Below are 23,679 nucleotides of genomic sequence, written 5' to 3'. Positions count from 1 at the left end.
TCATGCCTCTCGCGACCAGCGGGACGACTGGCACGGGAGGTCGAGAATGGATTCAGGAACGGGCGGATTCCCGACGCAGGCGACGGCGAATATCGGCCTCCACCGCGCGACGGGACAGCCGCGTGGCGATCACCAGCCCCGCGAGGCACGCCGCCGTCAGCCCCCAGGCGGACCACACGTAGAGGGCGTGCCCTCCCATGGCGAAGAACTCGCTGACACTCGAGAAGGCGACATCGGGCAAGCTCATCAGTGATCACCCTCTGTGGAAACGGGGCCTGCAGGCGAATTCTGGCCGGGGCGTGAGTCCGAGTGCGGGCTCAGCAGGTCACGCACCCATTGCTTGCGACTCTCACGCCTCAGCACCTCGACCCGCGTGCGCATCAGCACCAGCGCACCGAACAGGGCGTAGAAGCCGATGACCATCAGCAGCAGCGGAATCCACATGCTGGCCGGCATCGGCGGTGCTTCACTCAGCGTGAAGGTGGCAGGTTGATGCAGTGTGCTCCACCAATCCACCGAATACTTGATGATCGGGATATTGACCATGCCGACCAGCGCCAGAATCGATGCGGCACGCGAGCCGCTGTCACGACTGGCGAAGGAACCACGCAGCACGATCACGCCCAGATACAGGAACAGCTGGATCAGCATCGACGTCAGCCGGGCATCCCAGATCCACCAGGTGCCCCAGGTGGGAATGCCCCATACCGAGCCGGAAAACAGCGCCAGTGCCGTCATCAAGGCGCCGACGGGAGCGGCGGCCGTGGCGGCCATGTCCGCCAGCTTGATCTTCCAGACAAGGAAGATGAGTGCGCATGCCGCCAGCAGCATGAAGCAGGACTGGGCGAGAATCGCCGCCGGCACATGCACGTAGATGATGCGGAAGCTGTTGCCCTGCTGGTAATCCGCCGGCGCGAAGGCCAGTCCCCAGGCACTGCCGGCCACCAGCGCGAGGATCGCCACGGCCCATAGCCACGGCAGCCAGCGCTGGCTGGCCGCGAAGAAGGTCGCCGGTGTGCCCAAGCGATGCAGCCATGGCCACAGCCCACCCTTGCGCGGGCGAACCTTGCGAGCAGGCGCTTGATGAGAGTCGGAATCGGCGTTCACACGAGCCTCTTGTCAGGGGCGAAAGGATATCTGGCGAAGTGCTGGCGGCACTCAGGCCACCCTCTGCCAGCCGGCAGGGAGCAGGGACTAGCCATTGATGCTCAACCTCAGGCCGGCGGCGATGGCAAGCGGCGCCAGCAACAGTGCCAGCGCCAGCATCGCACCCAGCATGGCCAGGTGGGCGGCGCTGGGCATGCCGGTGACGGCGCTCTGCACCGCGCCGGCGCCGAAGATCAGCACGGGAATGTACAGCGGCAGGATGATCAGCGAGAGCAGCACGCCGCCGCGCCGCAGCCCGACCGTCAGCGCCGCGCCGATCGCGCCGATCAGCGACAGGCTCAGACTGCCCAGCGCCAGCGAGGCGATCAGCACGCCAAAGGCGCCGCTCGGCAGCCCCAGCATCACGCCCAGCAGCGGCGCCATCAGCGCCAGCGGCAGACCGGTCAACAGCCAGTGCCCCGCCACCTTGGCCAGCACCAGCAATGGCAACGGCTGGGGGGTCAGCAGCAGTTGCTCAAGGCTACCGTCGTCGAGGTCCTGCCGGAACAGCCCCTCAAGTGACAGCAACGTGGCCAGCAAGGCCGCCACCCACAGCAGCCCCGGCGCCAGTGTCGCCAGCAGCGCCTTGTCCGGCGAGATCCCCAGCGGAAACAGCGTGATCACCAGGGCGAAGAATACCAGCGGGTTGATCAGCTCACTGCGCCGGCGCAACGCCTGACGCAGGTCGCGTCGAAGTGTCGCCTTGAGTGCTCCACCCAACGAGCAGGCAACGGGAGACTCGGACAATGGTGTCAGAGGATCATGTCTCATGCCCAGGCACCCTCCCTCGACTCCGCGCCAGCGCGTTGCCCAAGGCCTATTCGGCGCAATCGCGAGACATCCGAGAAGCGATGGTGGGTCGTCATCACCACGCTGCCACCCCGCTCGGCATGCGCCAGCAGCAGCGCCTCCAGCGCCTGGACGCCATCGATGTCGATGGCGGTGAAGGGCTCGTCGAGCACCCACAGTCGACGCGGTGTCAGATGCAATCGCGCCAGGGCGATGCGCCGCTGCTGACCAGCCGACAGCTGCTGGGCCGGGACATCCTCGAAGCCGGCAAGCCCCACGGCGTCCAGCGCTGCCCAGGCGAGCGAGCGTCGCTCCGCGGCGTTTCGAGAAGATGCAGCGTCACCGAGCGCCTGATACCAGGCAAGATTCTCCAATGCCGTCAGCGTGCCCTTGATGCCGGGCTGGTGACCCAGATAGAGCAGTGATCCCAGAAAGTCGTCGCGCACCCGCGAGGCAGGCTGCCCCTGCCAGAGCACTTCGCCTTCGTGATCATGGAACTGCCCGGACAGAATCTTGAGCAGGGTGGTCTTGCCACTGCCATTGGGGCCTTCGATCTGCAGGATCTCGCCCGCCGCGAGGCTGAAGTCGAGCGCCTGGAACAGCCAGCGCTCATCGCGCTCACACCCAAGCGCCCGCACCGCCAGCAAGGGCGGCACGCAACGGGCTTCATCGCTGACTGGCTGGATCGACATCCCGACATCTCGCGGCTGGTCAGTCGCGGAGCGCGACATCAGAGGCTGGTCCCGAGGGATCCAATCGCGTCATTCTACGAGCTGAAGCCGGCACTGGCCACCGGTCGCCCGAATGACGCGACCCGCACGCGTCGAGCCTTGCACGGGAGTCAAGTTCTCGCGCGCTCCATCAGCAAAGCATGGTGCACATTCATACGACACACCCATCGCCTGATTGGCATCGACGACCGACTCACCCCTTGCCACCTCGCGCTGGCTTGCTATGATGCAGACACTGTATACAAAAACAGTACTCATACAGTATCGTCATCGCATGCCTGGCATTGCCCGGGCAGCAGACCGAACGGGTCGGCTCTCATCGCGTTGTCATCATGTTCGCAGAGCCTATCAGGCCGCAGATGAACTCAGCCTGACGACCTTTCACGCTGCATCGCAGGTCGGCTCCCTCTGCCGACCGCACAGCATCAGGGGATAGCTCATGTCACGTCTTCACGCTCCACACTACCTTCAGCGCCTTCACAATCTGCCGCTCAATGACGAGGCCTGGCAGGAAATCACTGCCAGCGACATGATGGATATCCCGTTGCTCGGCAACATCACCGCCGGCATGCCCATCGAAGCCATCGCCGACTGTGGCACGATCGCCGTGCCGACGCGCATGGTGCGACGCAATACCTACGCCCTGCGCGTTCGCGGCCACTCGATGATCAACTGCAATATCCATGATGGCGACATCATCATCATCGAGCGCAGTGAAAGTGCCGAGAATGGTGAGACCGCCGTGGTGATGATCAACCAGCAGGAAGTGACGCTGAAGAAGCTGTATATCGAGAAGAGCGGTGTACGCCTGCAACCGGCCAACGACAGCATGGCCCCCATCTACCTCAAGAATGCCGATATCGAAGTGCTGGGCATGGTGATGGGTGTCGTTCGCGGCAACGCCGTCACTCATTGAGGGCGACGCTTTGCTAAGATGGCACGATGAGCTATCAGATACCTGCACTGGCGCCAGAGGCGCATCACGAGCACAGCATCGAGATCGAGAAGAGCCGCTTCATCGCCTGGCTGGCCCACGCTCCGACACCAGACGCCATGACGCGGCTGCTGGTAAAGGCGCATCTCGCCCATCCCAATGCACGTCATCACTGCACGGCATTCATCGCGGGTGCGCCGAATGAGCAAAATGCCATCGGCTTCTCCGATGACGGAGAGCCGGGCGGTACCGCCGGCAGGCCGATGTATCAGGTACTGGAAGGCAGCGGCGTGGGGCAGATCGCCTGCGTGGTGATCCGCTACTTCGGCGGCATCAAGCTGGGCACCGGTGGCCTGGCTCGTGCATACAGTCGTGCCGTGCTCGACGCCCTCGAGCGACTGCCCACCACCACCTTCACGCCGCGTACGCCCAGGCGCCTCAAGGTCGGATTCGCTCATGAGGCCGACGTGCGTCACTGGCTGAGCGGCTACGATGTACCGGTGGATGCCAGCGACTATGCCGCCGATGGCGTGGTGTTGACGGCCGGCTGGCCGCAAGGCGGCGCTCAGCCGCCGCTGGAAGAGCTGCATGCGCGCCTCAAGGGCGCACTGGAAGTGCTCGAAGACCAAGGCTGAGCGTTTCCAGCCACTGTCTCCTCCCCCAGTGACCTCTGCTTCCCGATAGCACAAACGCCACCGCCGCTCCTCTCAGAGCGGCGGTGGCGTTTTCATTCATCATGCTCAACCAATGTGACTCAGCTACGGCAGATACACCAGGTCAGAGAGCATCTACGTAGTTGGCAATGCCTGTCCTGGCCTCTGACAGAGCTCCCACCTTTGGCTCATCGCCCATGTTGAGGCCTTCAGCGTATACGAAGTGCTGATCCGTGATGCCCATCAGCCCGAGCATCGACTTGAGATGCGGCGTCTGGGAGTCCAGGTCACTGCCCGCATACATCCCGCCACGTGCTGCCAGCACCAGTGCCTGCTTGCCTTCCAGCAGACCCACGGGCCCTTTCTCGGTATAGCGGAAGGTCTCGCCGGCACGCAGCACCCGGTCGAACCACGCCTTCATCTGCGTCGGCAGGCCCAGATTGTAGAGCGGTGCCGCGATGACCAGCAGGTCAGCCGCTCTCAGCTCGGCCAGGAAACCATCAGACAGCTCGGCGAGCTTGCGTTGCTCGGCGCTTCGCTCATCCGCCGGCGTCATCCATGCCTGCATCTCGGCGGCACCCAGGTGCGGAAGATCGCGCTCGACCAGATCATGATGCGTCAACTGATGCTCGTGACCGGACGCCTGCAAGGCATCCACGAACGCGGAAGCCAGTTCACGAGAGTTGCCTTTTTCTCCGAACAGGGAAGATGAGACCAGCAGAACATTGAGCGGTGTGGCAGACATGGCAGGTTCTCCGCAGACAGAAAGGACGATTTCCCATCACGAGCCAGGCTTGGCATCCGTTGCCCGTGATGGAGAGCTGCCCGCCATGATAGATGAACTCCGTGGCACGAAAAGCGATAAAGATCGCACCAACCATTCGAAAAAATCGACGAAAAAAACGTCATGTCAGGGGAGGTATGCCTCTCCACAGCCACTCAGATCTCGAGATTCTCCTCCTTTTCGCGTCAGAGTCAGCTCGGAGGTCAGCGGATACGGGGTACCTTGCATGGTGTCGAAGCAGGCACCCGGCGTCAGGCTCAGTTTCAGCCACCCCCTGCCGACTGAAGCGCGCGGCAAGCGCGCCGACAGCACCTTGCCATGCTTGCCGTCGTCATTGACCCGATAGGGTAACGTCAACTGACTGAGCGACGATGACTCCTGCTCCTGCTCCTGCTTGCCGCTCTCGTTCCCGGCAACGCCAGAGCTGCTGTCATCGGTGCCTGTAGCGTCCTGCGACACCCGCGCCTTGCCTTGCACGGCACCCAACAGGTCGGGCGATGCCGTCACCGTCATCCGGTTATGCGCTCGATCCAGACTGATACGCCACTCAGGCTCGTGACCCTGTGCCACCAGCAGCGGCTGGTCATCGGGGATCTGGATGGTGCGCTGATCATCCTGAACGCACTCAAGATTGCCGCGCGCATTGTGCAGCGTGGCTTCCCGCCCCTTGAACCAGACTTCCAGTTCACGGGCTCCCCCCTCGGCCTGTTGACGCTGCCGCTCGGAGACCGGGGCGTCATTGGCCCGATAACGGGCGCCGGAAGCACTCACCACATGCCCCAGGGCGTAGGCATGCTGACGCGACCATAGCCGCAGCCAGCCTTCAGCAGTCGCCTCCTGAGGGGTGTCCGTCGCCACAGAGACGGGAGGCCTGCCCCTCGCGTCCTGTCCATCACTGAAGGCCATCAACAGATCCTGCGCCGGCGTACAGCGCCAGACCTGATACTCGCTGGCCCCCCGAGGCGGCAGGAAGGTCGCGGGCAATGTCACCGCCGGCGCCTGACCCAGCGACTCGGCACTGGGTGCCCTGGGCTTGACTGGTTTCGTGGCAGGACGCACTTCAGGGATCTTCAGCGGTGCCGGCATCACCTGCGCACTCGGCGCATCACGCGATTCATCCGACAGCATGGAGCAGCCACTCAGCAGCGCCATCATCGACACGCACAGGAGATTGGCCGAGGCACCTGTCGAGATACCTGTCGCAGTGCATGTCGAGATAGTGGCCACCTGACGCCCGCCACGCCAAGGCGAGACATCTGGCGCCGAACAGGCAGCGGCCCTCGTATGATCCGGGCGCGAGTGAAACGGAAACATGTAAAGCCCTCCCTGGGCATGCCTGACAACAGAAAGTAACGCACCGCACTCCGCTGGAGGCGGCGACACAGCGTGATTTCAAGGCGTAGAGAGCAACGCCATCCTGGCGCATGAAGAAAGTCTATCAAGCGCAGCCAGCCTTGTGGGCCTCGATTCACGGCAATTCCCATGAGGTGCCGTCATCGTGAAGACACTGGCACTGCCTGCATGAGACGCCTCCCTCTGCGATGGCCATGCCGAGATCCATCAGGCTCAGGGGGAATGCCCAACGGAGCTCATTGACGCTTCCTCGCGCAGCAGCGATTGACCTGCGCAGCACTTCGCCCAAGAATTGAATGAAAATGAACTGTTCACTCATCCAAATGAGCAAAACTCATCATGCTCGAACTACGCCATCTCCGCACGCTGCTGGCACTGCGTGATGCCGGCTCGCTGGTCGAGGCTGCCGAGCGCATCCACCTCACCCAGTCCGCCCTCTCACATCAACTGAAGGACCTGGAAGAGCGCCTGGGCACGCCGCTGTTCATTCGCAAGACGCGCCCGGTCGAGTTCACCCGTGCAGGGCAACGCCTGCTGTCACTGGCAGAACAGGTACTGCCGCAATTTCGCATGGCAGAGCGTGACATCGCGCGCATGGCAGGCAGTGAGCAAGGACGGCTGCATATGGCCATCGAATGCCACAGTTGCTTCCAATGGCTGATGCCGACGGTGGATCGCTTCCGGGATCACTGGCCGGAGATCGAGGTCGACATTCCTTCGGGCCATAGCTTCTCTCCCCTCCAGGCGCTGGGTCGCGAGCAGCTGGACCTGGTCATCACGGCCAATCCGGTGGAGATGACCGGTATCCAGTACCTGCCACTGTTCCGCTACGAAGTCATGCTGGCCGTGGCACGCCAGCATGCACTGGCTCTCAAGGGCCGTGTGGAACCGGAAGACCTGCAAGAAGAAGTGCTGATCATCTACCCTGTCGAGCATGACCGACTGGACGTGTTCACCCAGTTCCTCGAGCCCGCCAACATCAGCCCTCGCGAGATCCGCCATGCCGAGATGACGGTCATGATGATGCAGCTTGTCGCCAGCGGTCGCGGCGTGACGGCACTGCCCAACTGGGCATTGGCCGAATACCTGACCCGCGATTACGTTCGCGGCCTGCCTCTGGGCGACGGAATCTGGGCAACGCTCTATGCCGCGGTGCGAGAGGATCTGCTGGGCACTCCCTGGATGGATGATTTCCTGCGCACTGCCCGCGAGACCTCCTTTGAGGTGCTCAGCGGCGTAAAGCCAGCCTGAGCCAATGCCCCAGGGCATCTCCGGACAACCACTTGAACGACAAGAGCCCCGCCCCACTGCGCTTCTCGTGCAATGGGACGGGGCTCTTGTTCATGGCATGCCCCTGCGGGGCGTACCAGGTCACCGATACTGCGTTTTTCACGCACACAAACAGAAGCGCCCCAGCATGAGCTGGGGCGCTTCTAGACATCTATCATCTCACACGGAACGGATTCCGCAGCGAGTAATGATCAGTCGATAGCCTTGACGTTGGCTGCCTGCAGGCCTTTCTGGCCCTGAGTCACGTCGAAGGAGACCTGCTGGCCGTCCTGCAGGGTCTTGAAGCCTTCTGCCTGGACTTCGGAGAAGTGAACGAACAGATCGTCACCGCCGTCAGCCGGAGCAATGAAACCAAAACCTTTCGCGTCGTTGAACCACTTAACTGTACCAGTTGCCATGAGAAATTCCTCTCTGATTAGCATGTTTGAAATAACGGGCATTACCCGAAGAGCGTGGGCAAAGCAAAACCATGCATCAAATCAGCGAGGCATTTCGGGGCGCTCAAGGCGTTTTACCGAGCAGCACAGGCGACTGAGTGGTGCGTCTTGCTATCCAACAGGGGTTACCTTGCACCTTAAGCCATGATCCCGTCAAGCCTTTTCGGTAATGATGTCATCTATCATGAAGACGCTGCCAGGCAAGCCAGGTGGTATAGCCCCCTGCAGGCAGCTGAAGATTGGGCGCGTCCGTGCCCAGCAGCAGTGACTCTCCGGTGAGCTGGACTCGCCGCGCCAGCGTCACGCCACTCCAGTCCGCGATGCTCGCGACGTCTACCTGATGACGGACCTCCTGACGCCGCTCATCCCAGCACCAGCGCCCACAATAGGCAAAGCCCTGTCGAAAGGCCGCCATCAATTGATCATCAGTGGGCGCCACCCCAAGAGGCTCACGCTCACGAGCCGCCAGCTGAACGCTCATGAAGCCATTGGGGAGATAGTGCAGCTGACCCGCACACCTCCCCAATGGCTCCCATTCACGCCCATCCGGCCAGGCATACCAGAAGCGTTGCAGCTCCCAGGAGCCGATCAATGCGTCATGCAGAGCCCCGACGTCACGGCTCGCATCTTGCAGATTCATCCACTTGCCCTCCTCGCTGATGACATCGCTTCGCACCACTGCGTATCACGATAGAGTAGCATCGCTCAGGTGCGCTGCCCGTCATCCCCCTCCCCGGGGGTCACGGGCGGCAAGGAAGGAGGTGCCTCACGTCCCAGCTTGCTGCTGGACAAGGGCAGCAGCAGGCTGAAACGTGCCCCTTTCAGGGCGATGCCCCGATCGACCACCACGCTTCCGCCATGAGAGTGCATGATCTTCTGCACGATGGAGAGCCCCAGACCATAGCCACCTGAAGATCGCGTGCGTGAATCATCCAGTCGCGCGAATGGCTTGAAGACCTTCTTGCGGTCCTCCTCGCCCACGCCGGGGCCATCATCCTCGACATCGATGCGCACCACCTGCGGGTCTCTGGAGATGCGCACCAGCACACGTGAATCTGCATGCCGACAGGCATTCGAGACCAGATTCTGCAGCGCACGCTGCAGATAGCGTGCCTCCGCCTCCACATCAAAGGCACCGCCTTCAATGCTCAGCAGCAGCTCAGGATGCAGTGGCGCCAGGGTTTCACAGACCTGCTCCGCCACTTCCCGACAGTCCACCGCCCCCAGATCCAGCTGAACCCCGGCGGCGTCATTGAGGCGTGCATAGGTCAGGATCTCGTCGATCAGCTTGTCGAGCTCCTCGATGTCACCATCGGCGCCCTTGATCTGCCGGAGCACGAAGTCATCATCCACCATGTCCTCGATCATCTGCAGCGCGAAGCGGATACGTGCCACCGGGGTACGCAGCTCGTGGGAGACGGCGCGAATCATGTCCTGCTGGGCTCCCAGCAATCCCTGCACGCGTTCGGCCATGCCATTGAAGGCCATGCCGAGACGGCCAAGAAAGTCATTGGTCTCGATCCTGACCCGCGTATCGAGGTAGCCGCCGGCAATCCGGGTCGCCGCCTTCTCCAGTCGAGTCAACCGTGCCTCCAGCGAACGCACGACCAGATAGATGACACCCCCCAACAGGCTGATGACGGCCAGAATCATGGCAACGATCAATGCCGCCGGGGTCGTCTCGAAGACCTGCAGCGGCCCGACCTTGATCAGGTTGTGACCCTCCAGGCGGGTATAGAGCGCCAGCGCCTGTCCATGGCTTGCCATGTTGAGCACCACTCGCTGGTCGTTGATCCGCCCGACCTGTTGCGCATCCAGCCCGTTGGGCATGTCAGGCAATTGAGCGAAGGCCAGCCCGGAGGCATCCTGCAGCTCCGACAACAGAGCGACACGCTGCTCCGGTGCCATGGGCAACAAGGTTTCCCGCAGCAACGACATCAATCCCCGCAACTGTCGCTCAGCCAGATGCAGCAGCCTGAGCTCCAGCACCTGCTCCTCACCCGGCACCTGCATCAGTAGCTGCCAGCCGGCATCCTGATGCTCATGCACCAGAGGCCGGCCGGCCGCCAGACGGCGCTTCTCCCACCAGTTGAGGTCGAATACCTCGACAGGCGCCAGCATCAGCCGCGCATCCAGCATGCGCGAGGAGCGCTCCAGCAGGCTCGACCTTTCGGCAGGAGGCGCCTCGGCCACCTGCCGGGTCAGCAGCAGCATCGGCGCCGCCCCCAGGCGGGTCTGGTAGGCCTCGAGGCGAACGGCGTTGGTCAGCTGATAACCGCCCAACGCCACGCCCAGCGTCAGGAGCAACGCCAGCAGCAGCACCACGTAGACGCGCAGGAAGATACTGTCAGACAGCGCACGCCGCATGAATCAGAGGTCCTTGACGAACAGGTAACCCTTGCTGCGTACCGTCTTTATCCGCTCAGGGTGATTGGGGTCATCACCGATCTTGGGCCGGATGCGCGAGACGCGCACGTCAATGGAGCGATCCTGGCCGTCATACTTGATGCCACGTAGCGCCGAGAAGATCTCTTCACGAGTCAGCACGCGCCCGGCATTGGAAGACAGCAGCCACAGCAGATCGAACTCGGCACTGGTCAGCTCGATACGCTCACGCGCCAGCCAGGCTTCACGGGTAGCGTTGTCGATCTCCAGGTCATTGAAGACGAGACGCGTCTCGCCTGCCGCCTCTTCCGGGCCGTCGGCCCGCCTGAGCAAGGCACGCATGCGCGCCAGCAACACGCGAGGCTGCACCGGCTTGGGCACGTAGTCATCGGCGCCCATCTCGAGGCCCAGCACCTGATCCATGTCATCAGTACGTGCCGTCAGCATCAGAATGGGGCCGGAGAACTGGGGCCGCACGCGACGACAGATGGACAGGCCATCCTCGCCCGGCAGCATCAGATCGAGGATCACGATGTCGGGGCGCAGGCTGATGATCAGGTCCACTGCCCGGCCGCCATCGTGTTCGACGCTGACGCGGAAGTTGTTGGCTTCGAGATACTCACGCGTCAATGTCGCCAGACGCTCGTCATCCTCGACAATCAGTACATGTTCTTGCGCATTGGTATCCAAGGGCATTCCATCCGCATCGTTGGGTCGACGTGGCCAGCGGCTCACAGGGAGTTACCGTCCTGTGCCACGTCGTAACCTTTTCAGGGTGATTTGTCACGAATGATACGCCAATTTGGGGATTTACGCGCCAGCTGTCCCGCACACATGCGCACTGACGAGGGGCAAAGAAATTAACACGCAATGTCTTGACATCCCCGGGCGGCAGGCACGGATTTTCAACCACACCTTACCCACAAGTTATCCACTTGCACGACCCCAAAAACAACACTATCTTGTGTCCAAATTCAGCTCACACCCCATATGTAGGGTTTTGGCGACGTCCGCACCCATAAGCCGGAAAGGCAATTTTCAAGCCTCAAGTCAAGCCCGAAAGAGATGATTCAGCAGATGGCGCGGCAACGCATGATCTGCCGCGACCAAGCTGTCATCGGTACCGAATTTCCTGTCTGACCGCCTTTCAGTGGCCTGACGGGTCATGCCAGCCGAGACAGCAATCAGATGATATGTCAGCCAGCCGTGCGTGATGGCACGCCCCACCGGGTGCCTCGCCGGCAGTGACACACGCTTTGCCCACGGGCCCTCGCCGGGCAACGATTCACCTTCAGACGATTCAGGAAGGCGTCATGGATTCCACTTTCAGCACCGATCAGGCGGCAGTCGACGTGACCGCACCCCAGCGCCTGCGCGTCATCAAGCGCACTGGCGATGTTGCGCCCTTCGATGCCAGCAAGATCTCCGTCGCACTCTCCAAGGCGTTCATCGCCGTGGAAGGCGATCAGGTCGAGTCCAGCTCGCGCATCCGCGATCTGGTCCAGCAGCTGACCAGCCAGATCACCGATGCCTTCCAGCGTCGCATGCCTGATGGTGGCACTCTGCATATCGAAGACATCCAGGACCAGGTCGAACTGGCCCTGATGCGCTCCGGCGAGCACAAGGTGGCCCGCGCCTACGTTCTCTACCGTGACGAGCACGCCCGTGCCCGCAGCGCGCAGAACGACGGCATCGCCAAGCCGCACCCGACCATCAATGTCACGCACCTCGACGGCAGCGTGCGTCCGCTGGATCTGGGCCGTATCGAGACACTCGTCTTCGATGCCTGCGCCGAGCTGTCCAACGTCGACGCCCAGAAGATCGTCGATGACTCGCTGAAGAACCTGTACGACGGCGTGCCGGTCGATGGCGTGTCCACCGCGCTGATGATGACCGCGCGCACGCTGGTCGAGAAGGACCCGAACTACACCTACGTCACCGCCCGCCTGCTGCAGGACAACCTGCGCCGCGAAGCCCTGAGCTTCCTCAAGGTCGCTGACGAGGCCACCTTCGGCGAGATGAAGGACCACTACCCGGTCGCCTTCAAGGCCTACATCGAGAGCGGCATCGCCTTCGAGCAGCTGGATGAGCAACTGGCCACCTTCGATCTGGATCGCCTCGGCGCCGCCATCGATCACACACGTGACAACCAGTTCACCTATCTCGGCCTGCAGACCCTGTACGACCGCTACTTCCTGCACCAGAACGACGTGCGCTATGAGTTGCCGCAGGTCATGTTCATGCGTGTCGCCATGGGTCTGTCCCTGAACGAGGAAGACCGCGAAGGTCGCGCCATCGAGTTCTACGAGCTGCTGTCCAGCTTCGACTACATGGCCTCCACGCCGACCCTGTTCAACGCCGGTACCCGTCGCAGCCAGCTGTCCAGCTGCTACCTGACCACCGTGCCGGATGCCCTGGATGGCATCTACGGTGCCATCCGCGACAACGCCATGCTCTCCAAGTGGGCCGGCGGTCTCGGCAATGACTGGACGCCGGTGCGCGCACTGGGGTCCTACATCAAGGGCACCAACGGCAAGTCCCAGGGCGTCGTGCCCTTCCTGAAGGTCGTCAACGACACCGCCGTTGCCGTCAACCAGGGTGGCAAGCGCAAGGGCGCCGTCTGTGCCTACCTGGAAACCTGGCACATGGACGTCGAGGAATTCCTCGACCTGCGCAAGAACACCGGTGATGACCGTCGTCGTACCCACGACATGAACACCGCCAACTGGGTGCCGGACCTGTTCATGAAGCGTGTCTTCGATGACACCGAGTGGACCCTGTTCTCGCCGTCCGACTGCCCGGACCTCCACGACCTGTACGGCGCGGCCTTCCAGGCGCGTTACGAGCAGTACGAGGAGATGACCCGTCAGGGCCAGCTGAAGCTGTTCAAGCGCGTCAAGGCGCGTGATCTGTGGCGCAAGATGCTCTCCATGCTGTTCGAGACCGGCCACCCGTGGATCACCTTCAAGGACCCGTGCAACCTGCGCAGCCCGCAGCAGCACGCCGGTGTCGTGCACTCGTCCAACCTGTGCACCGAGATCACCCTCAACACCTCCGAGGATGAGATCGCGGTCTGCAACCTGGGCTCGATCAACCTGGCGCAGCACGTCATCGACGGCAAGCTGGATGGCGACAAGCTCAAGAAGTCGGTACGTACCGCCGTGCGCATGCTCGACAACGTCATCGACATCAACTACTACGCCGTTCCGCAGGCGCGTCGCTCCAACATGCGTCACCGTCCGGTCGGCCTCGGCATCATGGGCTTCCAGGACGCGCTCTACGCGCAGTCCATCGCCTATGCCTCCGAAGAAGCCGTGACCTTCGCCGACGAATCCATGGAACTCGTCAGCTATCACGCCATCGAAGCTTCCAGTGATCTGGCGGCCGAGCGTGGCCGTTACGAGAGCTTCGACGGCTCTCTGTGGAGTCAGGGCATCCTGCCGATCGATTCCATCGAGAAGCTCAAGACCGAGCGTGGCGCCGACTACATCGAGATGGACGAAAGCCAGACTCAGGACTGGGACTACATCCGCGAGAAGGTCCGCACTCAGGGCATGCGCAACTCCAACGTGATGGCGATCGCGCCGACCGCGACGATCTCCAACATCTGTGGCGTCTCGCAGTCCATCGAGCCGACCTACCAGAACCTGTTCGTCAAATCGAACCTGTCTGGCGAGTTCACCGTGGTCAACGCCTACATGGTCAACGACCTCAAGGCGCGCGGCCTGTGGGATGAGGTCATGATCAACGACCTCAAGTACTACGACGGCAGCGTCCAGCCGATCGAGCGCATTCCGGAAGACCTCAAGGCGCTGTACGCCAACGCCTTCGAAGTCGAGCCGAAGTGGATCGTCGAAGCCGCCTCGCGTCGCCAGAAGTGGATCGACCAGGCGCAGTCCCTGAACCTGTACATCCAGGGCGTGTCCGGCAAGAAACTGGACGTGACCTACCGCATGGCATGGTTCCGTGGCCTCAAGACCACCTATTACCTCCGTGCTCTGGGTGCGACCGCCGTGGAGAAGTCCACCGTCGATCGCAGCAAGCACAACGCCGTCGGCAACGCACCGACCCCGGCTCCTGCTCCCGCGCCGACCCCGGCACCGGAAGCCAAGCCGGAACCGCGTGGCATCGAAGACTTCCTGCAAGGCAAGAGCGGTCAGCGTGCCCCCTCCGCCAGCAACATCGATGAGCTGGGCTGTGAGGCCTGTCAGTAAGCGATTGCGCAAGACTCGAGTCAGGCCCTGCCTGACTCCCCGCCTGCGATGACATCCCCGGCAGGCGGGCTGCGGCACTTTCTCAAGACCGAGCCTGGCTCGGTCTTGTGCCGACACAACAATCACTGCCTCCTGACATTGTCTCGAAACACGGCCCGGGCCTGACCTTCCCTCTCGGCAGATCACGCCTCTCGATGGCGCCAGCGTCGCAGGACGCACCGCCAACGCCTTCTTGTCACGCTGATTGCCCGCGTGACCACTACGAACACGAGGAACGCAACATGTTGAACTGGGACGATTTCCACGAAGACGAAGCCCCCGCTGCCGAGAAGCCGGCCGCTGCCAAACCGGCGCCGCAGGCCGAAGCCCCGGCGGCTGCCCCTGCGGCTGAAGTTGCCGTCGCGAGCGAGAACAGCGAAGGCTACGCGGTCAGCGAAGCGGAACGCATCGCCCGCGCCCAGCAGGCGCTGGACGATCTTGACGTGGCCAAGGGTCTGGAAGAACTGGAAATGGGTGCCCAGCGCATTCAGGTCGACGAGAAGCGCATGATCAATGCCCGCGCCGACGTCAACCAGCTGGTGCCCTTCAAGTACGACTGGGCATGGCAGAAGTACCTCGACGGCTCCGCGAACCACTGGATGCCGCAGGAAGTGAACATGAACGCGGACATCGCGCTCTGGAAGAGCCAGGACGGCCTGACCGAAGACGAGCGTCTGATCGTGATGCGCTCGCTGGGTTACTTCTCCACTGCCGACTCGCTGGTCGCCAACAACCTGGTGCTGGCCGTCTACAAGAACATCACCAACCCGGAGTGCCGCCAGTACCTGCTGCGTCAGGCCTTCGAAGAGGCGATCCACACCCACGCCTACCAGTACTGCATCGAGTCCCTGGGCATGGACGAAGGCGAAGTCTTCAACATGTACCGTGAAGTGGACTCCGTGGCACGCAAGTCCGCCTGGAGCCTCAAGCACACCCAGGCGCTGGCGCGTGCCGACTTCCACACCGGCACCCCGGAAGCGGATCAGGAATTCCTGCGCAACCTGATCGGCTTCTACGCTGTCACCGAAGGCATCTTCTTCTACTGCGGCTTCTCCCAGATCCTGTCCATGGGTCGTCGCAACAAGATGACCGGCGTCGCCGAGCAGTTCCAGTACATCCTGCGTGACGAGTCCATGCACCTGAACTTCGGCATCGACGTGATCAACCAGATCAAGGTCGAGAACCCGCACCTGTGGACCGCCGAATTCCAGGACGAAGTCACCCAGATGATTCTGGAAGGCACCCAGCTCGAGATCGAATACGCGCGTGACACCATGCCGCGCGGCGTACTGGGCATGAACGCGGCCATCATGGAGGAATACCTCCACTTCATCTGCAACCGTCGCCTCGCGCAGCTGGGCCTCAAGGAGCAGTTCCCGGGCGCCAAGAACCCGTTCCCGTGGATGTCCGAGATCATCGACCTGCGCAAGGAGAAGAACTTCTTCGAGACGCGCGTCACCGAATATCAGGTCGGCGGTGCCCTGAGCTGGGATTGATCGCTGATCACTCCCTCTCCCGGAGACAGGCACGCGACTGACGCCTGTCTCCGCTGAGCACCCCAACGGGCCATGTCATTGATATGGCCCGTTTTTGCGTCCAGCGCCCGCACAGGGTAGGCTTCGCGCCGTCCCGACTCTCCCCGGCTTCACGTGAAAGGAACGAACATGCAACTCGGTATCATCGGACTCGGCCGCATGGGCGGCAACATCGCCCGCCGCCTGATGCGCAATGGCCACGAAGTGGTCGCCCATGACCGTGACGAGGCGATTGCCCAGTCACTGGTCGCTGACGGCGCGACCCACGTCGACAATCTCGCGGCGCTGGTCCAGCAGCTGAAGGCACCGCGTGCCGTGTGGGTCATGTTGCCGGCGGGCGAGATCACCGAGCAGACCATCAGCGCACTGGCCGAGCTGATGGAAGCCGGCGACACCATCATCGATGGCGGCAACACCTTCTACAAGGACGACATCCGTCGTGCTGCCACGCTGAAGGACAAGGGTCTGAACTACGTGGACGTGGGCACCTCCGGTGGCGTGTGGGGCCTGGAGCGCGGCTACTGCATGATGATCGGCGCCGAGAAGGCCGTGTTCGATCATCTCGAGCCGCTGTTCGACACCCTCGCCCCAGGCTATGGCAATCTGGAGCGCACCAAGGGTCGCAATGCCCCGGATGAGCGCGCGGAACGTGGCTATATCCACGCAGGCCCGGTCGGTGCCGGTCACTACGTGAAGATGGTGCACAACGGTATCGAGTACGGCCTGATGCAGGCCTACGCCGAAGGCTTCGAGCTGATGCAGAGCAAGGGCTCCGAGGACCTTCCGGAAGACCAGCGCTTCGACCTCAACCTGGCCGACATCGCGGAAGTCTGGCGTCGTGGCAGCGTCGTCTCCTCCTGGCTGCTCGACCTGACCGCCCAGGCGCTCGCCGGCGATGCGCGCCTGGATCACTACAGCGGTGCCGTCTCCGACAGTGGCGAAGGCCGCTGGACCGTCGATGCCGCCGTCGAGCAGGGCGTTGCCGTGCCGGTGCTGGCAAACGCGCTGTTCTCGCGTTTCAGCTCGCGCAAGGAAAACACCTACGCCAACCGTCTGCTGTCCGCGATGCGCTTCGGCTTCGGTGGTCATGTCGAGCCGCCCAAGCAGGACTGATCTTCCGCTGACGCATCAGACGTGAAACGCCCCGCTCATGGTCTCCCATGAGCGGGGCGTTTCGTTGGCGAGGCCATCGTTGGCAAGACAGCATGAGCATCAGAACCTGTCGGTCTGACTATCTGGCCGGCCTCTCCTGCCCGGCAGTCTCGTCAGCCGCCACGCCCCGCAACCGGCGTGAGTGTCATCTGCTGCCCCCGCATGTTGATATCGAACTCCCCCAGAAAGCTCATTCCCAGCAGCACCACCTCATCATGCATGCCCGGCACGATGGCCCCGCGCACCTCGCGCTGGTTGAGCCCCGCCAGACTGACGACATCCAGCGTGGTCAGTGCGCCATGGCTCACCCCATTGGCGGTGGTGAAGCGGGCATCGCGCCCGCGCGGCAACGCCAGACGCTCGGCCAGTGATTCGGACACCGAGACATAGGTGGCGCCGGTATCCAGCAGGAAGGTCACCGGCTCACCATTGATCTCGCCGGGGGCCACGAAGTGCCCTGAGCGGTTGCGCGTCAGGGTCAGCGGCTCCCCCTGGGACAATGCCTGACCGGCCAGCGAGGCATTCGGGCGGGTACGCTCCTCGAGCTGCCCCTGGAACCACCACACCAGCATGCCAAGTATCAGCCCCCAGCACAGCACCAGCATGCCGATACCGTAACGCCGGGTTGCCCCCTGGCCTTCAGAATCCTTCATTCACCCTCACCTCTGACAGCCGGTTGCCAACATGCATCCCCCTCCATGCCACCGGCCTTCTTCATGCTACCGGCCCTCTCAACAACAGACGCAGCGCCACCAGACACAGCGCGATCCCCAGCGCCAATGGGACGCCGATCAACCAGCCGCGCGTGCCAGGCAGACTGGCCTCGTGAGGCGCACTGCGTCGATAGTTCACGGCCACGGTCTCGCCGACCGCAGGTGTCGGCGTCTGTACCGCCAGCGGTGATACATATTCATGCCAACCGCCACGCCTGTCCTGGTAACGCACGATGGGCGCGTACTGGATCGACTCGACATTGAATCGCCCCCCCGGCGGCAAGCCTGCCATCGCCAGGGCCTCGTCCTCACTCAACTCACCGCCCTTGGGCAGATGGATGCGGCCGCGCCCTTCCACGTTCAGGGCGCGATCATGACTGATCACCTCTCCCATCACCTGGACGCTTTCCCGTGCGAGTGATTGTGCGTACTGCCAGCGAAGCGCACCCAGCAACAGCAGCGCCACGCCGATGATCAACAGCCCCCAGGGTAATACCATGCGCTGCCTCCTGCGTAGGTTGGCCATCATGTCTGGCGAGAACTCGCCGAGCGGGCTGCCTGAAGCGTCTCGTCCGACACGACATGCGCCACGCCCTGCTCCCGACCACCAGCCGCTTCCAGCATGTCACTCAAGGTCTCGAACTTGCGCCAGCGTGCGTGCGCCAGAGGTGTCACTCCCTCGGCATCCGCGAGATTGACGTCAGCGCCGTGATCCAGCAGCTGCTTGACCACCTGTTGATAGGCATCCCCGCCGTCCCCCAGCAATACGGCTTCGATCAGCGCCGTCCAGCCAAGGCGATTCTGATGATCAGGCGGCACGTCCGTCTGCTCCAGCAACACGCGACAGATATCCGCATGGCCGCGCTCGCTGGCGGACATCAGGGCCGTGGAGGAGAAACGATTGAGCACCGTGGCCGAGGCACCGTGCTCAAGCAGGCAGGTCAGGCAATTGCCATATCCCAGCGCCGCGGCAGCCAGCAAAGGCGTGTCATGCAGGGCGTCGGTCTGCTCGCTGTCAGCTCCCGCGGCCAACAGCGCCGCCACCGCTTCGGGCTGATTGGCCTGCACGGCCACCATCAACGGCGAGCGTCCGCGATAATCGACATCATTGAGGCGCTCACGCGCCCCGGGCTCGGCAAGCGCTTCCCTGAGCCCTTCCAGATCCCCACGCTGAGCGCACATCGTCATGTCCTTCATGCCCACCTCCTGACGCCTGAGAATTCACACGACTCCTGTCTGACAGCCTATGCGATCCTGAAGACGACCGTTAGCCTCCCTGCGTTCAATCTCCGCCTTGCACACCCGTCAACCCTCTCCCGGGGTCACTGTCACGCGCGCATCCCGCTGCCGGAACAGGGAGATATCAGGCATAAAAAAAGCGCCCCCGAAGGAGCGCCAGTTCGTCATCACCGCAGGGCGCGGCAGACGAGACTCAGAAACGAAGCCCGTCCGGCTGCCAGCCGAACCCCCTTAGAATACGGTGCGGCTGGCGTGACGCCCAATCATCTCTCGGGATCGAGATGATAGCCAAGCCCTATGAGTTGATATCTTTCAATAGGCTAATATCAAAGGGCTGCAGGACACCCCTCTTCCCATCAGGCCGTGGGCTTGGTCCCCACCAGCGGTGAGCTGGGCAGCCAGACATGCGCCGCCAGGCCGCCCAGAGCGGAGCGCTCCAGCCTCAGCTCGCCGCCATACAGCGCCATCAGGTCGTCCACGATCGCAAGCCCGAGTCCTGAACCGGAGCGCCCCTCATCGAGACGTGCACCACGCCCCAGCGCGGCGGCGCTCTGCTCGTCGCTCATGCCCGGGCCATCATCCTCGATGACCAGCAGCACACCGCCATCGCGGGACTCGCTGGTCACACGTACCTGCTGCTGCGCCCATTGCAGCGCGTTCTCGAGCAGATTGCCGACCATCTCCTGCAGGTCCTGCGGGTCGACGCGCACACCGGCATCATCCTCCAGCGCGAGGCTTAGGGTGATGCCACGCCGGCTCGCCAGGCGCCCAAGGCCATCGAACACCGGCCCGGCGGCCTCGCGCAGACTGACTCGCCCACTGAGATGCGCACCGCCCGCGGCACTCGCCCGCGCCAGATGGTGACGCACGGCCTCATCGATACGTCGCAATTCGGCATCGATGCGGGCGCGGTCCTCGCCATCAAAGCGCTCGGACTGGGCCTTGAGCACACTGACTGGCGTCTTGAGCGCATGCGCCAGATTGCCCGCCGCGGCACGCCCACGCTCGATCAGGCGTTGATCTCGCTCCAGCACTGCATTGATCGCGCGCGTCAGCTCAGTCAGCTCAGGTGGCAGGCGTGTTTCCTCCAGCCTGTCCGCCTCCCCCTCCGCGACCCGCTTGAGGCGTGCCCGCAACCGCCGAAGCGGTGCCAACCCCCAGCTGATCTGCGCGGCGGAGCCACACACCAGCAACGACGCCAGCGCGACAAGCGCTCCCGCCAGCAACCACTCGAAACGCGCGACCTCGGCGTCCACCTCGCTGCGACTCGCCGCCACCATCACATGCAGTGGCTGGCTGCGGCCCGGCAGGCGAATATCACGCTCGATGGCGCGCAACGACTGATGACGCGGCCCGTCGAGATCCCGGCTCAGGAACCCGTCGGCACTGATCTCATCGCGAATCGGCAGGCGTTGATCCCACAGCGAGCGCGAGGTCAGCACATTGCCGTGGCGATCGGAAATCTGCCAATACCAGCCGGAGTAGGCCTGATCGAAACGCGGATCACCCAACGAGCGCGTAAGCCCCGGACGGCCCTTCTCGCGATCGAACTGGATCGCGGCGATCAACACCTTCGACAGCGACAGCAGCCGCTGGTCAAAGGCCGTCGTCACCGCATCCCGAAAGCTCCACGCCAGCCCCAGACCGGTCAACGGCATGACGATCAAGGCGATGACCAGCGAGCCACCCAGCAGTCGCCGGCCGACGGACAATGGCTTCATGCGTCGCGGCCGTCCGCTCCCGCTACGCCGGCCCCGTCTGCGCCACCCGATTCGGCATCCGGGTCGCGCAGGCGATAACCGCGGCCGCGCAGGGTCTCGATACGCTCAGCCCCCAGCTTGCGACGCAGGCGGCTGATCTGGACATCGATGACATTCGAGTCGGGTTCGTGGTCGCGGTCATAGACATGCTCGACCAGCTCCGAACGGCTCACCACGCCGGGCACGGCATGCATCAGGTGCATCAGCAACCGCGTCTCCTGTGCCGTCAGTGACACGGGGCGCCCCGCCAGGCTGACGGTGCCGCCATGCGTATCACAGGCCAGATCCCCCAGCTTGAGCACCGGATGGGCATGCCCGCGCGAGCGACGCACCAGCGCGCGCAGGCGGAAGATGACCTCGGCCGTCTCGAAGGGCTTGGTCACGTAATCATCCGCACCGGCAGAGAAGCCGGCCGCCTTGTCCGACCAGCGCTCGCGCGCCGTCAGCACCAGCACCGGGACTTCGATGCCGGCCTCACGCCACTGGGCCAGCCAGCGGGTGCCATCACCATCCGGCAGGCCAAGGTCCAGCACCACCGCATCATAGCGCTCGGTCTGCACCAGAAAATCGGCATCGGCACCATTGACGGCATGCTCGACCAGCACATCTGCCTCACTGAGGCGTGCCATCAGCGCTTCGGCCAACGGCATGTCATCTTCCACCAACAATATCTTCATGAATTCTGGGCACTCCTGGGCAGTCGCTATCCGGTGACGGATACCGCGTCACGGCATCACACGAGGACACTGCTGCAAGCATAACGGTCCTCAGGGGTCTTCGGCACCCTCAAGACCGCCCGTTGGCTGACGCTCGCTCAGGGATGGCGACGGGCCTGCCGGGCTCTCGAGAGCATGACGGCGCATCGCGTCCAGATTGACGCCACGCACCTCACGCAGCTCTCCATCCGCGGCCCGTACGGTGAACTTGGCCATCTGGCCCTGCGGTCCGAGCATCTCGACCTCGTAGATCAACTCGCCATGGATGTCTTCAAGCTCCACCTCGACCACCTGCCCCAGCCAGTCACGCTCGAGACTGTCCAGCAGTTCAGACAGTGAAATGACACGGCCGGCAGCCACCTCATCGTGCAGGCTACGCCAGCGCTCACTGTCACACAGCGCATGCGGCGGCATGGCCAGGACACCGATCAGCAAGCCGCCCAGCCCCAGGCACAACCATCCATAGCGTTGCCGCCATTGGCTGACGCGGGATGCGCTGGCGCCTGTCTGGGCCTTGCGGGGAGTCGGCATGACGGAAAACCTCTTGAATTGCGGCGGGTCTGGTGCGCCGCGACGGGCGCTGATGCTCGACAAGCATCCTGGCAATGGAATGTGCAAGCAAACCTGCGTTGGAACAGCGCGGACGCCAGCGGATGCGCACGGATGACCGCATGCCGCAAAGACTGACAGGCAGCAATGAACCTCAGATGAATCCCCCTCTCAGTGTCATGCAAGGTCGCATGTCTCACAGTGAGGCCATGTTCCACTGCCTTGAGGAGGCGTCCATGCCGTCATCTCCTGCCTCTACCAGTGTGAAGGAGGCTCGCTCTCGGGCCATCAGCATCCGGCTGGCGGGGCGCTCCATATTGAACCTTCGCCAGCGACTGGGAGCGGGCGCTCTCGGCCTGATGCTGGGCTCGGTGCCCGCCTATGCCAATGGCATCGAGGATCTCCCTCCCCAGCATCGACTGAGTGCTTCCACGCTGGGCACGGGGTTGGATGACACTCGTCGCGAGGTGGCCGCGCTCGCCACGGCGAGCGGGCACAGTCCCGATAGCTCTGGCAGTCCTGACAGCTCTGGCAGCCCTGACAGGCGTGCTGCAGGGATGGGCGATGACAATGGCGATACCACGTCAGGGCAAGCGGCACCGGGCTCGCAGCGCGATCACGGAGGCTCTCACGAAAGCTCTCGCCTCCTGTCCACGGGGCTGGCCCCGGAACTGCTGACCCAGCTGATGATGCGAGCCAGCCACAGTGGGATGCGTCAATTCAGTGGCATGGACATCGTGGCGAATCAGGTCCGTTTCACCGGCTGGGGGCGAGACGGCTGGGAGATGGAACTGTCCATCAATCGCGCGGATGGCGAGCTGATCGATGAGGCGCTACGCCGCCAGACCCGCCAGACGGAGGAAGGGGCAATGGGGAGAAACAGCCTGCGTCAGACCTTGAATTTTGCCGCCAGCGACGGCATTGAAAGAATACGCAGTGTCGACGTGGAGGCGCATGCCATCCGAATCGTCGGACTGGACGGGCAAGGCCGACAGCAGACCCTGTCCTTGAGCCTGCCCACCCTCGCCAGCACGATGCCGGGCGGATGACGCTCGGACCTGACGGCCTCCACCGCGCCCCTGCGGACACGACAATCGCCTTGACGACAACGCTGCCAACCTCGATGCTGAGATCATGAGGCAGCCAAAGGCATGACGAATCTCGCAGGGGCCTGCAGTACCGCCCTGGCTCAGGTGCTTCAGGCGCTGACAGCCAAAAGAGACACCCCACTTTCCAGACCCGATACCCCCGACCATCCAC

General features: G+C 63.2%; 23 protein-coding genes. 7 read left to right on the top strand and 16 right to left on the bottom strand.

The window, feature by feature from the left end; translation table 11 throughout:
- Window positions 1-52: 52 nt before the first annotated feature.
- The 4 genes from ccmD to ccmA all read right to left on the bottom strand — a co-directional run bounded on the left by ccmD (window position 53) and on the right by ccmA (window position 2,627).
- Complete coding sequence (gene ccmD, locus PJK54_RS04830; RefSeq protein WP_077378928.1) at window positions 53-247, bottom strand: heme exporter protein CcmD; 195 nt, start codon at window positions 245-247, stop codon at window positions 53-55.
- Window positions 247-1,044, bottom strand: a complete 798-nt coding sequence (locus PJK54_RS04825; RefSeq protein WP_271302437.1) for a heme ABC transporter permease — start codon at window positions 1,042-1,044, stop codon at window positions 247-249. The genes ccmD and PJK54_RS04825 overlap by 1 nt, the downstream gene beginning before the upstream one ends.
- A 150-nt stretch (window positions 1,045-1,194) precedes the next feature.
- Window positions 1,195-1,917 (bottom strand): heme exporter protein CcmB, encoded by a 723-nt coding sequence (ccmB, locus tag PJK54_RS04820; RefSeq protein ID WP_077378925.1) that lies wholly within the window; start codon window positions 1,915-1,917, stop codon window positions 1,195-1,197.
- On the bottom strand, window positions 1,914-2,627 hold the full coding sequence (gene ccmA, locus PJK54_RS04815) for a cytochrome c biogenesis heme-transporting ATPase CcmA (protein ID WP_077379364.1): 714 nt from the start codon (window positions 2,625-2,627) through the stop codon (window positions 1,914-1,916). The genes ccmB and ccmA overlap by 4 nt, the downstream gene beginning before the upstream one ends.
- Before the next feature lie 478 nt (window positions 2,628-3,105).
- Between ccmA and PJK54_RS04810 the strand changes: the two genes are divergently transcribed.
- A complete protein-coding gene (locus PJK54_RS04810) occupies window positions 3,106-3,582 on the top strand; it encodes a LexA family protein (protein ID WP_077378921.1) in 477 nt (158 codons plus the stop codon).
- Window positions 3,583-3,608: 26 nt separating this feature from the next.
- Window positions 3,609-4,235, top strand: a complete 627-nt coding sequence (locus PJK54_RS04805; RefSeq protein ID WP_191236528.1) for an IMPACT family protein — start codon at window positions 3,609-3,611, stop codon at window positions 4,233-4,235.
- A 142-nt stretch (window positions 4,236-4,377) separates the two neighbouring features.
- On the opposite strand, the gene PJK54_RS04800 is transcribed toward PJK54_RS04805, so the two are convergent.
- The gene (locus PJK54_RS04800) at window positions 4,378-4,998 is read right to left on the bottom strand and encodes an FMN-dependent NADH-azoreductase (RefSeq protein WP_271302361.1); all 621 of its coding nucleotides are present in this window, start codon (window positions 4,996-4,998) and stop codon (window positions 4,378-4,380) included.
- A 165-nt stretch (window positions 4,999-5,163) separates the two neighbouring features.
- Window positions 5,164-6,192, bottom strand: coding sequence for an MliC family protein (locus PJK54_RS04795; RefSeq protein WP_271302360.1), 1,029 nt, complete (start codon window positions 6,190-6,192; stop codon window positions 5,164-5,166).
- 537 nt (window positions 6,193-6,729) lie between these two features.
- Between PJK54_RS04795 and PJK54_RS04790 the strand changes: the two genes are divergently transcribed.
- Entirely contained in the window at window positions 6,730-7,641 is a 912-nt protein-coding gene (locus PJK54_RS04790) for a LysR family transcriptional regulator (protein WP_271302359.1), read from the top strand.
- 230 nt (window positions 7,642-7,871) lie between these two features.
- Here PJK54_RS04790 and PJK54_RS04785 read toward each other — a convergent pair whose 3' ends face one another.
- The 4 genes from PJK54_RS04785 to PJK54_RS04770 all read right to left on the bottom strand — a co-directional run bounded on the left by PJK54_RS04785 (window position 7,872) and on the right by PJK54_RS04770 (window position 11,192).
- Entirely contained in the window at window positions 7,872-8,078 is a 207-nt protein-coding gene (locus tag PJK54_RS04785; protein ID WP_077378903.1) for a cold-shock protein, read from the bottom strand.
- 214 nt (window positions 8,079-8,292) lie between these two features.
- The gene (locus tag PJK54_RS04780; protein ID WP_139345494.1) at window positions 8,293-8,757 is read right to left on the bottom strand and encodes a lipocalin-like domain-containing protein; all 465 of its coding nucleotides are present in this window, start codon (window positions 8,755-8,757) and stop codon (window positions 8,293-8,295) included.
- Window positions 8,758-8,822: 65 nt separating this feature from the next.
- Complete coding sequence (locus PJK54_RS04775; protein WP_271302358.1) at window positions 8,823-10,484, bottom strand: ATP-binding protein; 1,662 nt, start codon at window positions 10,482-10,484, stop codon at window positions 8,823-8,825.
- 3 nt (window positions 10,485-10,487) lie between these two features.
- Entirely contained in the window at window positions 10,488-11,192 is a 705-nt protein-coding gene (locus tag PJK54_RS04770) for a winged helix-turn-helix domain-containing protein (protein WP_371861098.1), read from the bottom strand.
- Window positions 11,193-11,815: 623 nt separating this feature from the next.
- Between PJK54_RS04770 and PJK54_RS04765 the strand changes: the two genes are divergently transcribed.
- The 3 genes from PJK54_RS04765 (at window position 11,816) to gnd (ending at window position 17,403) form a co-directional block, all read left to right on the top strand.
- A complete protein-coding gene (locus PJK54_RS04765) occupies window positions 11,816-14,716 on the top strand; it encodes a ribonucleoside-diphosphate reductase subunit alpha (RefSeq protein WP_084209391.1) in 2,901 nt (966 codons plus the stop codon).
- Window positions 14,717-14,997: 281 nt separating this feature from the next.
- The gene (locus PJK54_RS04760) at window positions 14,998-16,251 is read left to right on the top strand and encodes a ribonucleotide-diphosphate reductase subunit beta (RefSeq protein WP_136939074.1); all 1,254 of its coding nucleotides are present in this window, start codon (window positions 14,998-15,000) and stop codon (window positions 16,249-16,251) included.
- Between the two features lie 168 nt (window positions 16,252-16,419).
- Window positions 16,420-17,403, top strand: coding sequence for a phosphogluconate dehydrogenase (NAD(+)-dependent, decarboxylating) (gnd, locus tag PJK54_RS04755; protein WP_077378886.1), 984 nt, complete (start codon window positions 16,420-16,422; stop codon window positions 17,401-17,403).
- 152 nt (window positions 17,404-17,555) lie between these two features.
- Here the strand turns inward: gnd and PJK54_RS04750 are convergent, their stop codons facing one another.
- The 6 genes from PJK54_RS04750 to PJK54_RS04725 form a co-directional block, all read right to left on the bottom strand.
- A complete protein-coding gene (locus PJK54_RS04750) occupies window positions 17,556-18,095 on the bottom strand; it encodes a retropepsin-like aspartic protease family protein (RefSeq protein ID WP_084209393.1) in 540 nt (179 codons plus the stop codon).
- Between the two features lie 61 nt (window positions 18,096-18,156).
- Entirely contained in the window at window positions 18,157-18,654 is a 498-nt protein-coding gene (locus PJK54_RS04745) for a DUF3592 domain-containing protein (RefSeq protein WP_084209394.1), read from the bottom strand.
- Between the two features lie 26 nt (window positions 18,655-18,680).
- On the bottom strand, window positions 18,681-19,352 hold the full coding sequence (locus PJK54_RS04740) for an ankyrin repeat domain-containing protein (protein ID WP_084209395.1): 672 nt from the start codon (window positions 19,350-19,352) through the stop codon (window positions 18,681-18,683).
- 398 nt (window positions 19,353-19,750) lie between these two features.
- On the bottom strand, window positions 19,751-21,115 hold the full coding sequence (locus PJK54_RS04735; RefSeq protein ID WP_077378875.1) for a sensor histidine kinase: 1,365 nt from the start codon (window positions 21,113-21,115) through the stop codon (window positions 19,751-19,753).
- Window positions 21,112-21,831, bottom strand: coding sequence for a response regulator transcription factor (locus PJK54_RS04730; RefSeq protein WP_271302357.1), 720 nt, complete (start codon window positions 21,829-21,831; stop codon window positions 21,112-21,114). Before PJK54_RS04730 ends, PJK54_RS04735 begins: the two co-directional genes overlap by 4 nt.
- A 90-nt stretch (window positions 21,832-21,921) precedes the next feature.
- Complete coding sequence (locus PJK54_RS04725) at window positions 21,922-22,401, bottom strand: PepSY domain-containing protein (RefSeq protein WP_176493686.1); 480 nt, start codon at window positions 22,399-22,401, stop codon at window positions 21,922-21,924.
- A 254-nt stretch (window positions 22,402-22,655) separates the two neighbouring features.
- On the opposite strand from PJK54_RS04725, the gene PJK54_RS04720 reads away from it, so the two are divergent.
- Window positions 22,656-23,468 carry a hypothetical protein gene (locus PJK54_RS04720; RefSeq protein ID WP_271302356.1) on the top strand — a complete coding sequence of 271 codons (813 nt, stop codon included), beginning with the start codon at window positions 22,656-22,658 and terminating at the stop codon, window positions 23,466-23,468.
- The last annotated feature ends 211 nt before the right edge of the window (window positions 23,469-23,679 follow it).

The organism is Cobetia sp. MMG027 (assembly GCF_027947415.1).
Lineage (GTDB): Bacteria > Pseudomonadota > Gammaproteobacteria > Pseudomonadales > Halomonadaceae > Cobetia > Cobetia marina.
The sequence above is the reverse complement of the archived record's forward strand: the minus strand, read 5'-3'. Positions and strand labels throughout refer to the sequence as shown.

Excerpts from the sequence above, each read along its gene's own strand:
- ccmD (WP_077378928.1), bottom strand. The coding sequence starts at position 247 with ATGAGCTTGCCCGATGTCGCCTTCTCGAGTGTCAGCGAGTTCTTCGCC.
- ccmB (WP_077378925.1), bottom strand. The coding sequence starts at position 1,917 with ATGAGACATGATCCTCTGACACCATTGTCCGAGTCTCCCGTTGCCTGC.
- ccmA (WP_077379364.1), bottom strand. The coding sequence starts at position 2,627 with ATGTCGATCCAGCCAGTCAGCGATGAAGCCCGTTGCGTGCCGCCCTTG.
- PJK54_RS04810 (WP_077378921.1), top strand. The coding sequence starts at position 3,106 with ATGTCACGTCTTCACGCTCCACACTACCTTCAGCGCCTTCACAATCTG.
- PJK54_RS04805 (WP_191236528.1), top strand. The coding sequence starts at position 3,609 with ATGAGCTATCAGATACCTGCACTGGCGCCAGAGGCGCATCACGAGCAC.
- PJK54_RS04800 (WP_271302361.1), bottom strand. The coding sequence starts at position 4,998 with ATGTCTGCCACACCGCTCAATGTTCTGCTGGTCTCATCTTCCCTGTTC.
- PJK54_RS04795 (WP_271302360.1), bottom strand. The coding sequence starts at position 6,192 with ATGATGGCGCTGCTGAGTGGCTGCTCCATGCTGTCGGATGAATCGCGT.
- PJK54_RS04790 (WP_271302359.1), top strand. The coding sequence starts at position 6,730 with ATGCTCGAACTACGCCATCTCCGCACGCTGCTGGCACTGCGTGATGCC.
- PJK54_RS04785 (WP_077378903.1), bottom strand. The coding sequence starts at position 8,078 with ATGGCAACTGGTACAGTTAAGTGGTTCAACGACGCGAAAGGTTTTGGT.
- PJK54_RS04780 (WP_139345494.1), bottom strand. The coding sequence starts at position 8,757 with ATGAATCTGCAAGATGCGAGCCGTGACGTCGGGGCTCTGCATGACGCA.
- PJK54_RS04775 (WP_271302358.1), bottom strand. The coding sequence starts at position 10,484 with ATGCGGCGTGCGCTGTCTGACAGTATCTTCCTGCGCGTCTACGTGGTG.
- PJK54_RS04765 (WP_084209391.1), top strand. The coding sequence starts at position 11,816 with ATGGATTCCACTTTCAGCACCGATCAGGCGGCAGTCGACGTGACCGCA.
- PJK54_RS04760 (WP_136939074.1), top strand. The coding sequence starts at position 14,998 with ATGTTGAACTGGGACGATTTCCACGAAGACGAAGCCCCCGCTGCCGAG.
- gnd (WP_077378886.1), top strand. The coding sequence starts at position 16,420 with ATGCAACTCGGTATCATCGGACTCGGCCGCATGGGCGGCAACATCGCC.
- PJK54_RS04750 (WP_084209393.1), bottom strand. The coding sequence starts at position 18,095 with ATGAAGGATTCTGAAGGCCAGGGGGCAACCCGGCGTTACGGTATCGGC.
- PJK54_RS04745 (WP_084209394.1), bottom strand. The coding sequence starts at position 18,654 with ATGGTATTACCCTGGGGGCTGTTGATCATCGGCGTGGCGCTGCTGTTG.
- PJK54_RS04740 (WP_084209395.1), bottom strand. The coding sequence starts at position 19,352 with ATGAAGGACATGACGATGTGCGCTCAGCGTGGGGATCTGGAAGGGCTC.
- PJK54_RS04735 (WP_077378875.1), bottom strand. The coding sequence starts at position 21,115 with ATGAAGCCATTGTCCGTCGGCCGGCGACTGCTGGGTGGCTCGCTGGTC.
- PJK54_RS04730 (WP_271302357.1), bottom strand. The coding sequence starts at position 21,831 with ATGAAGATATTGTTGGTGGAAGATGACATGCCGTTGGCCGAAGCGCTG.
- PJK54_RS04725 (WP_176493686.1), bottom strand. The coding sequence starts at position 22,401 with ATGCCGACTCCCCGCAAGGCCCAGACAGGCGCCAGCGCATCCCGCGTC.
- PJK54_RS04720 (WP_271302356.1), top strand. The coding sequence starts at position 22,656 with ATGCCGTCATCTCCTGCCTCTACCAGTGTGAAGGAGGCTCGCTCTCGG.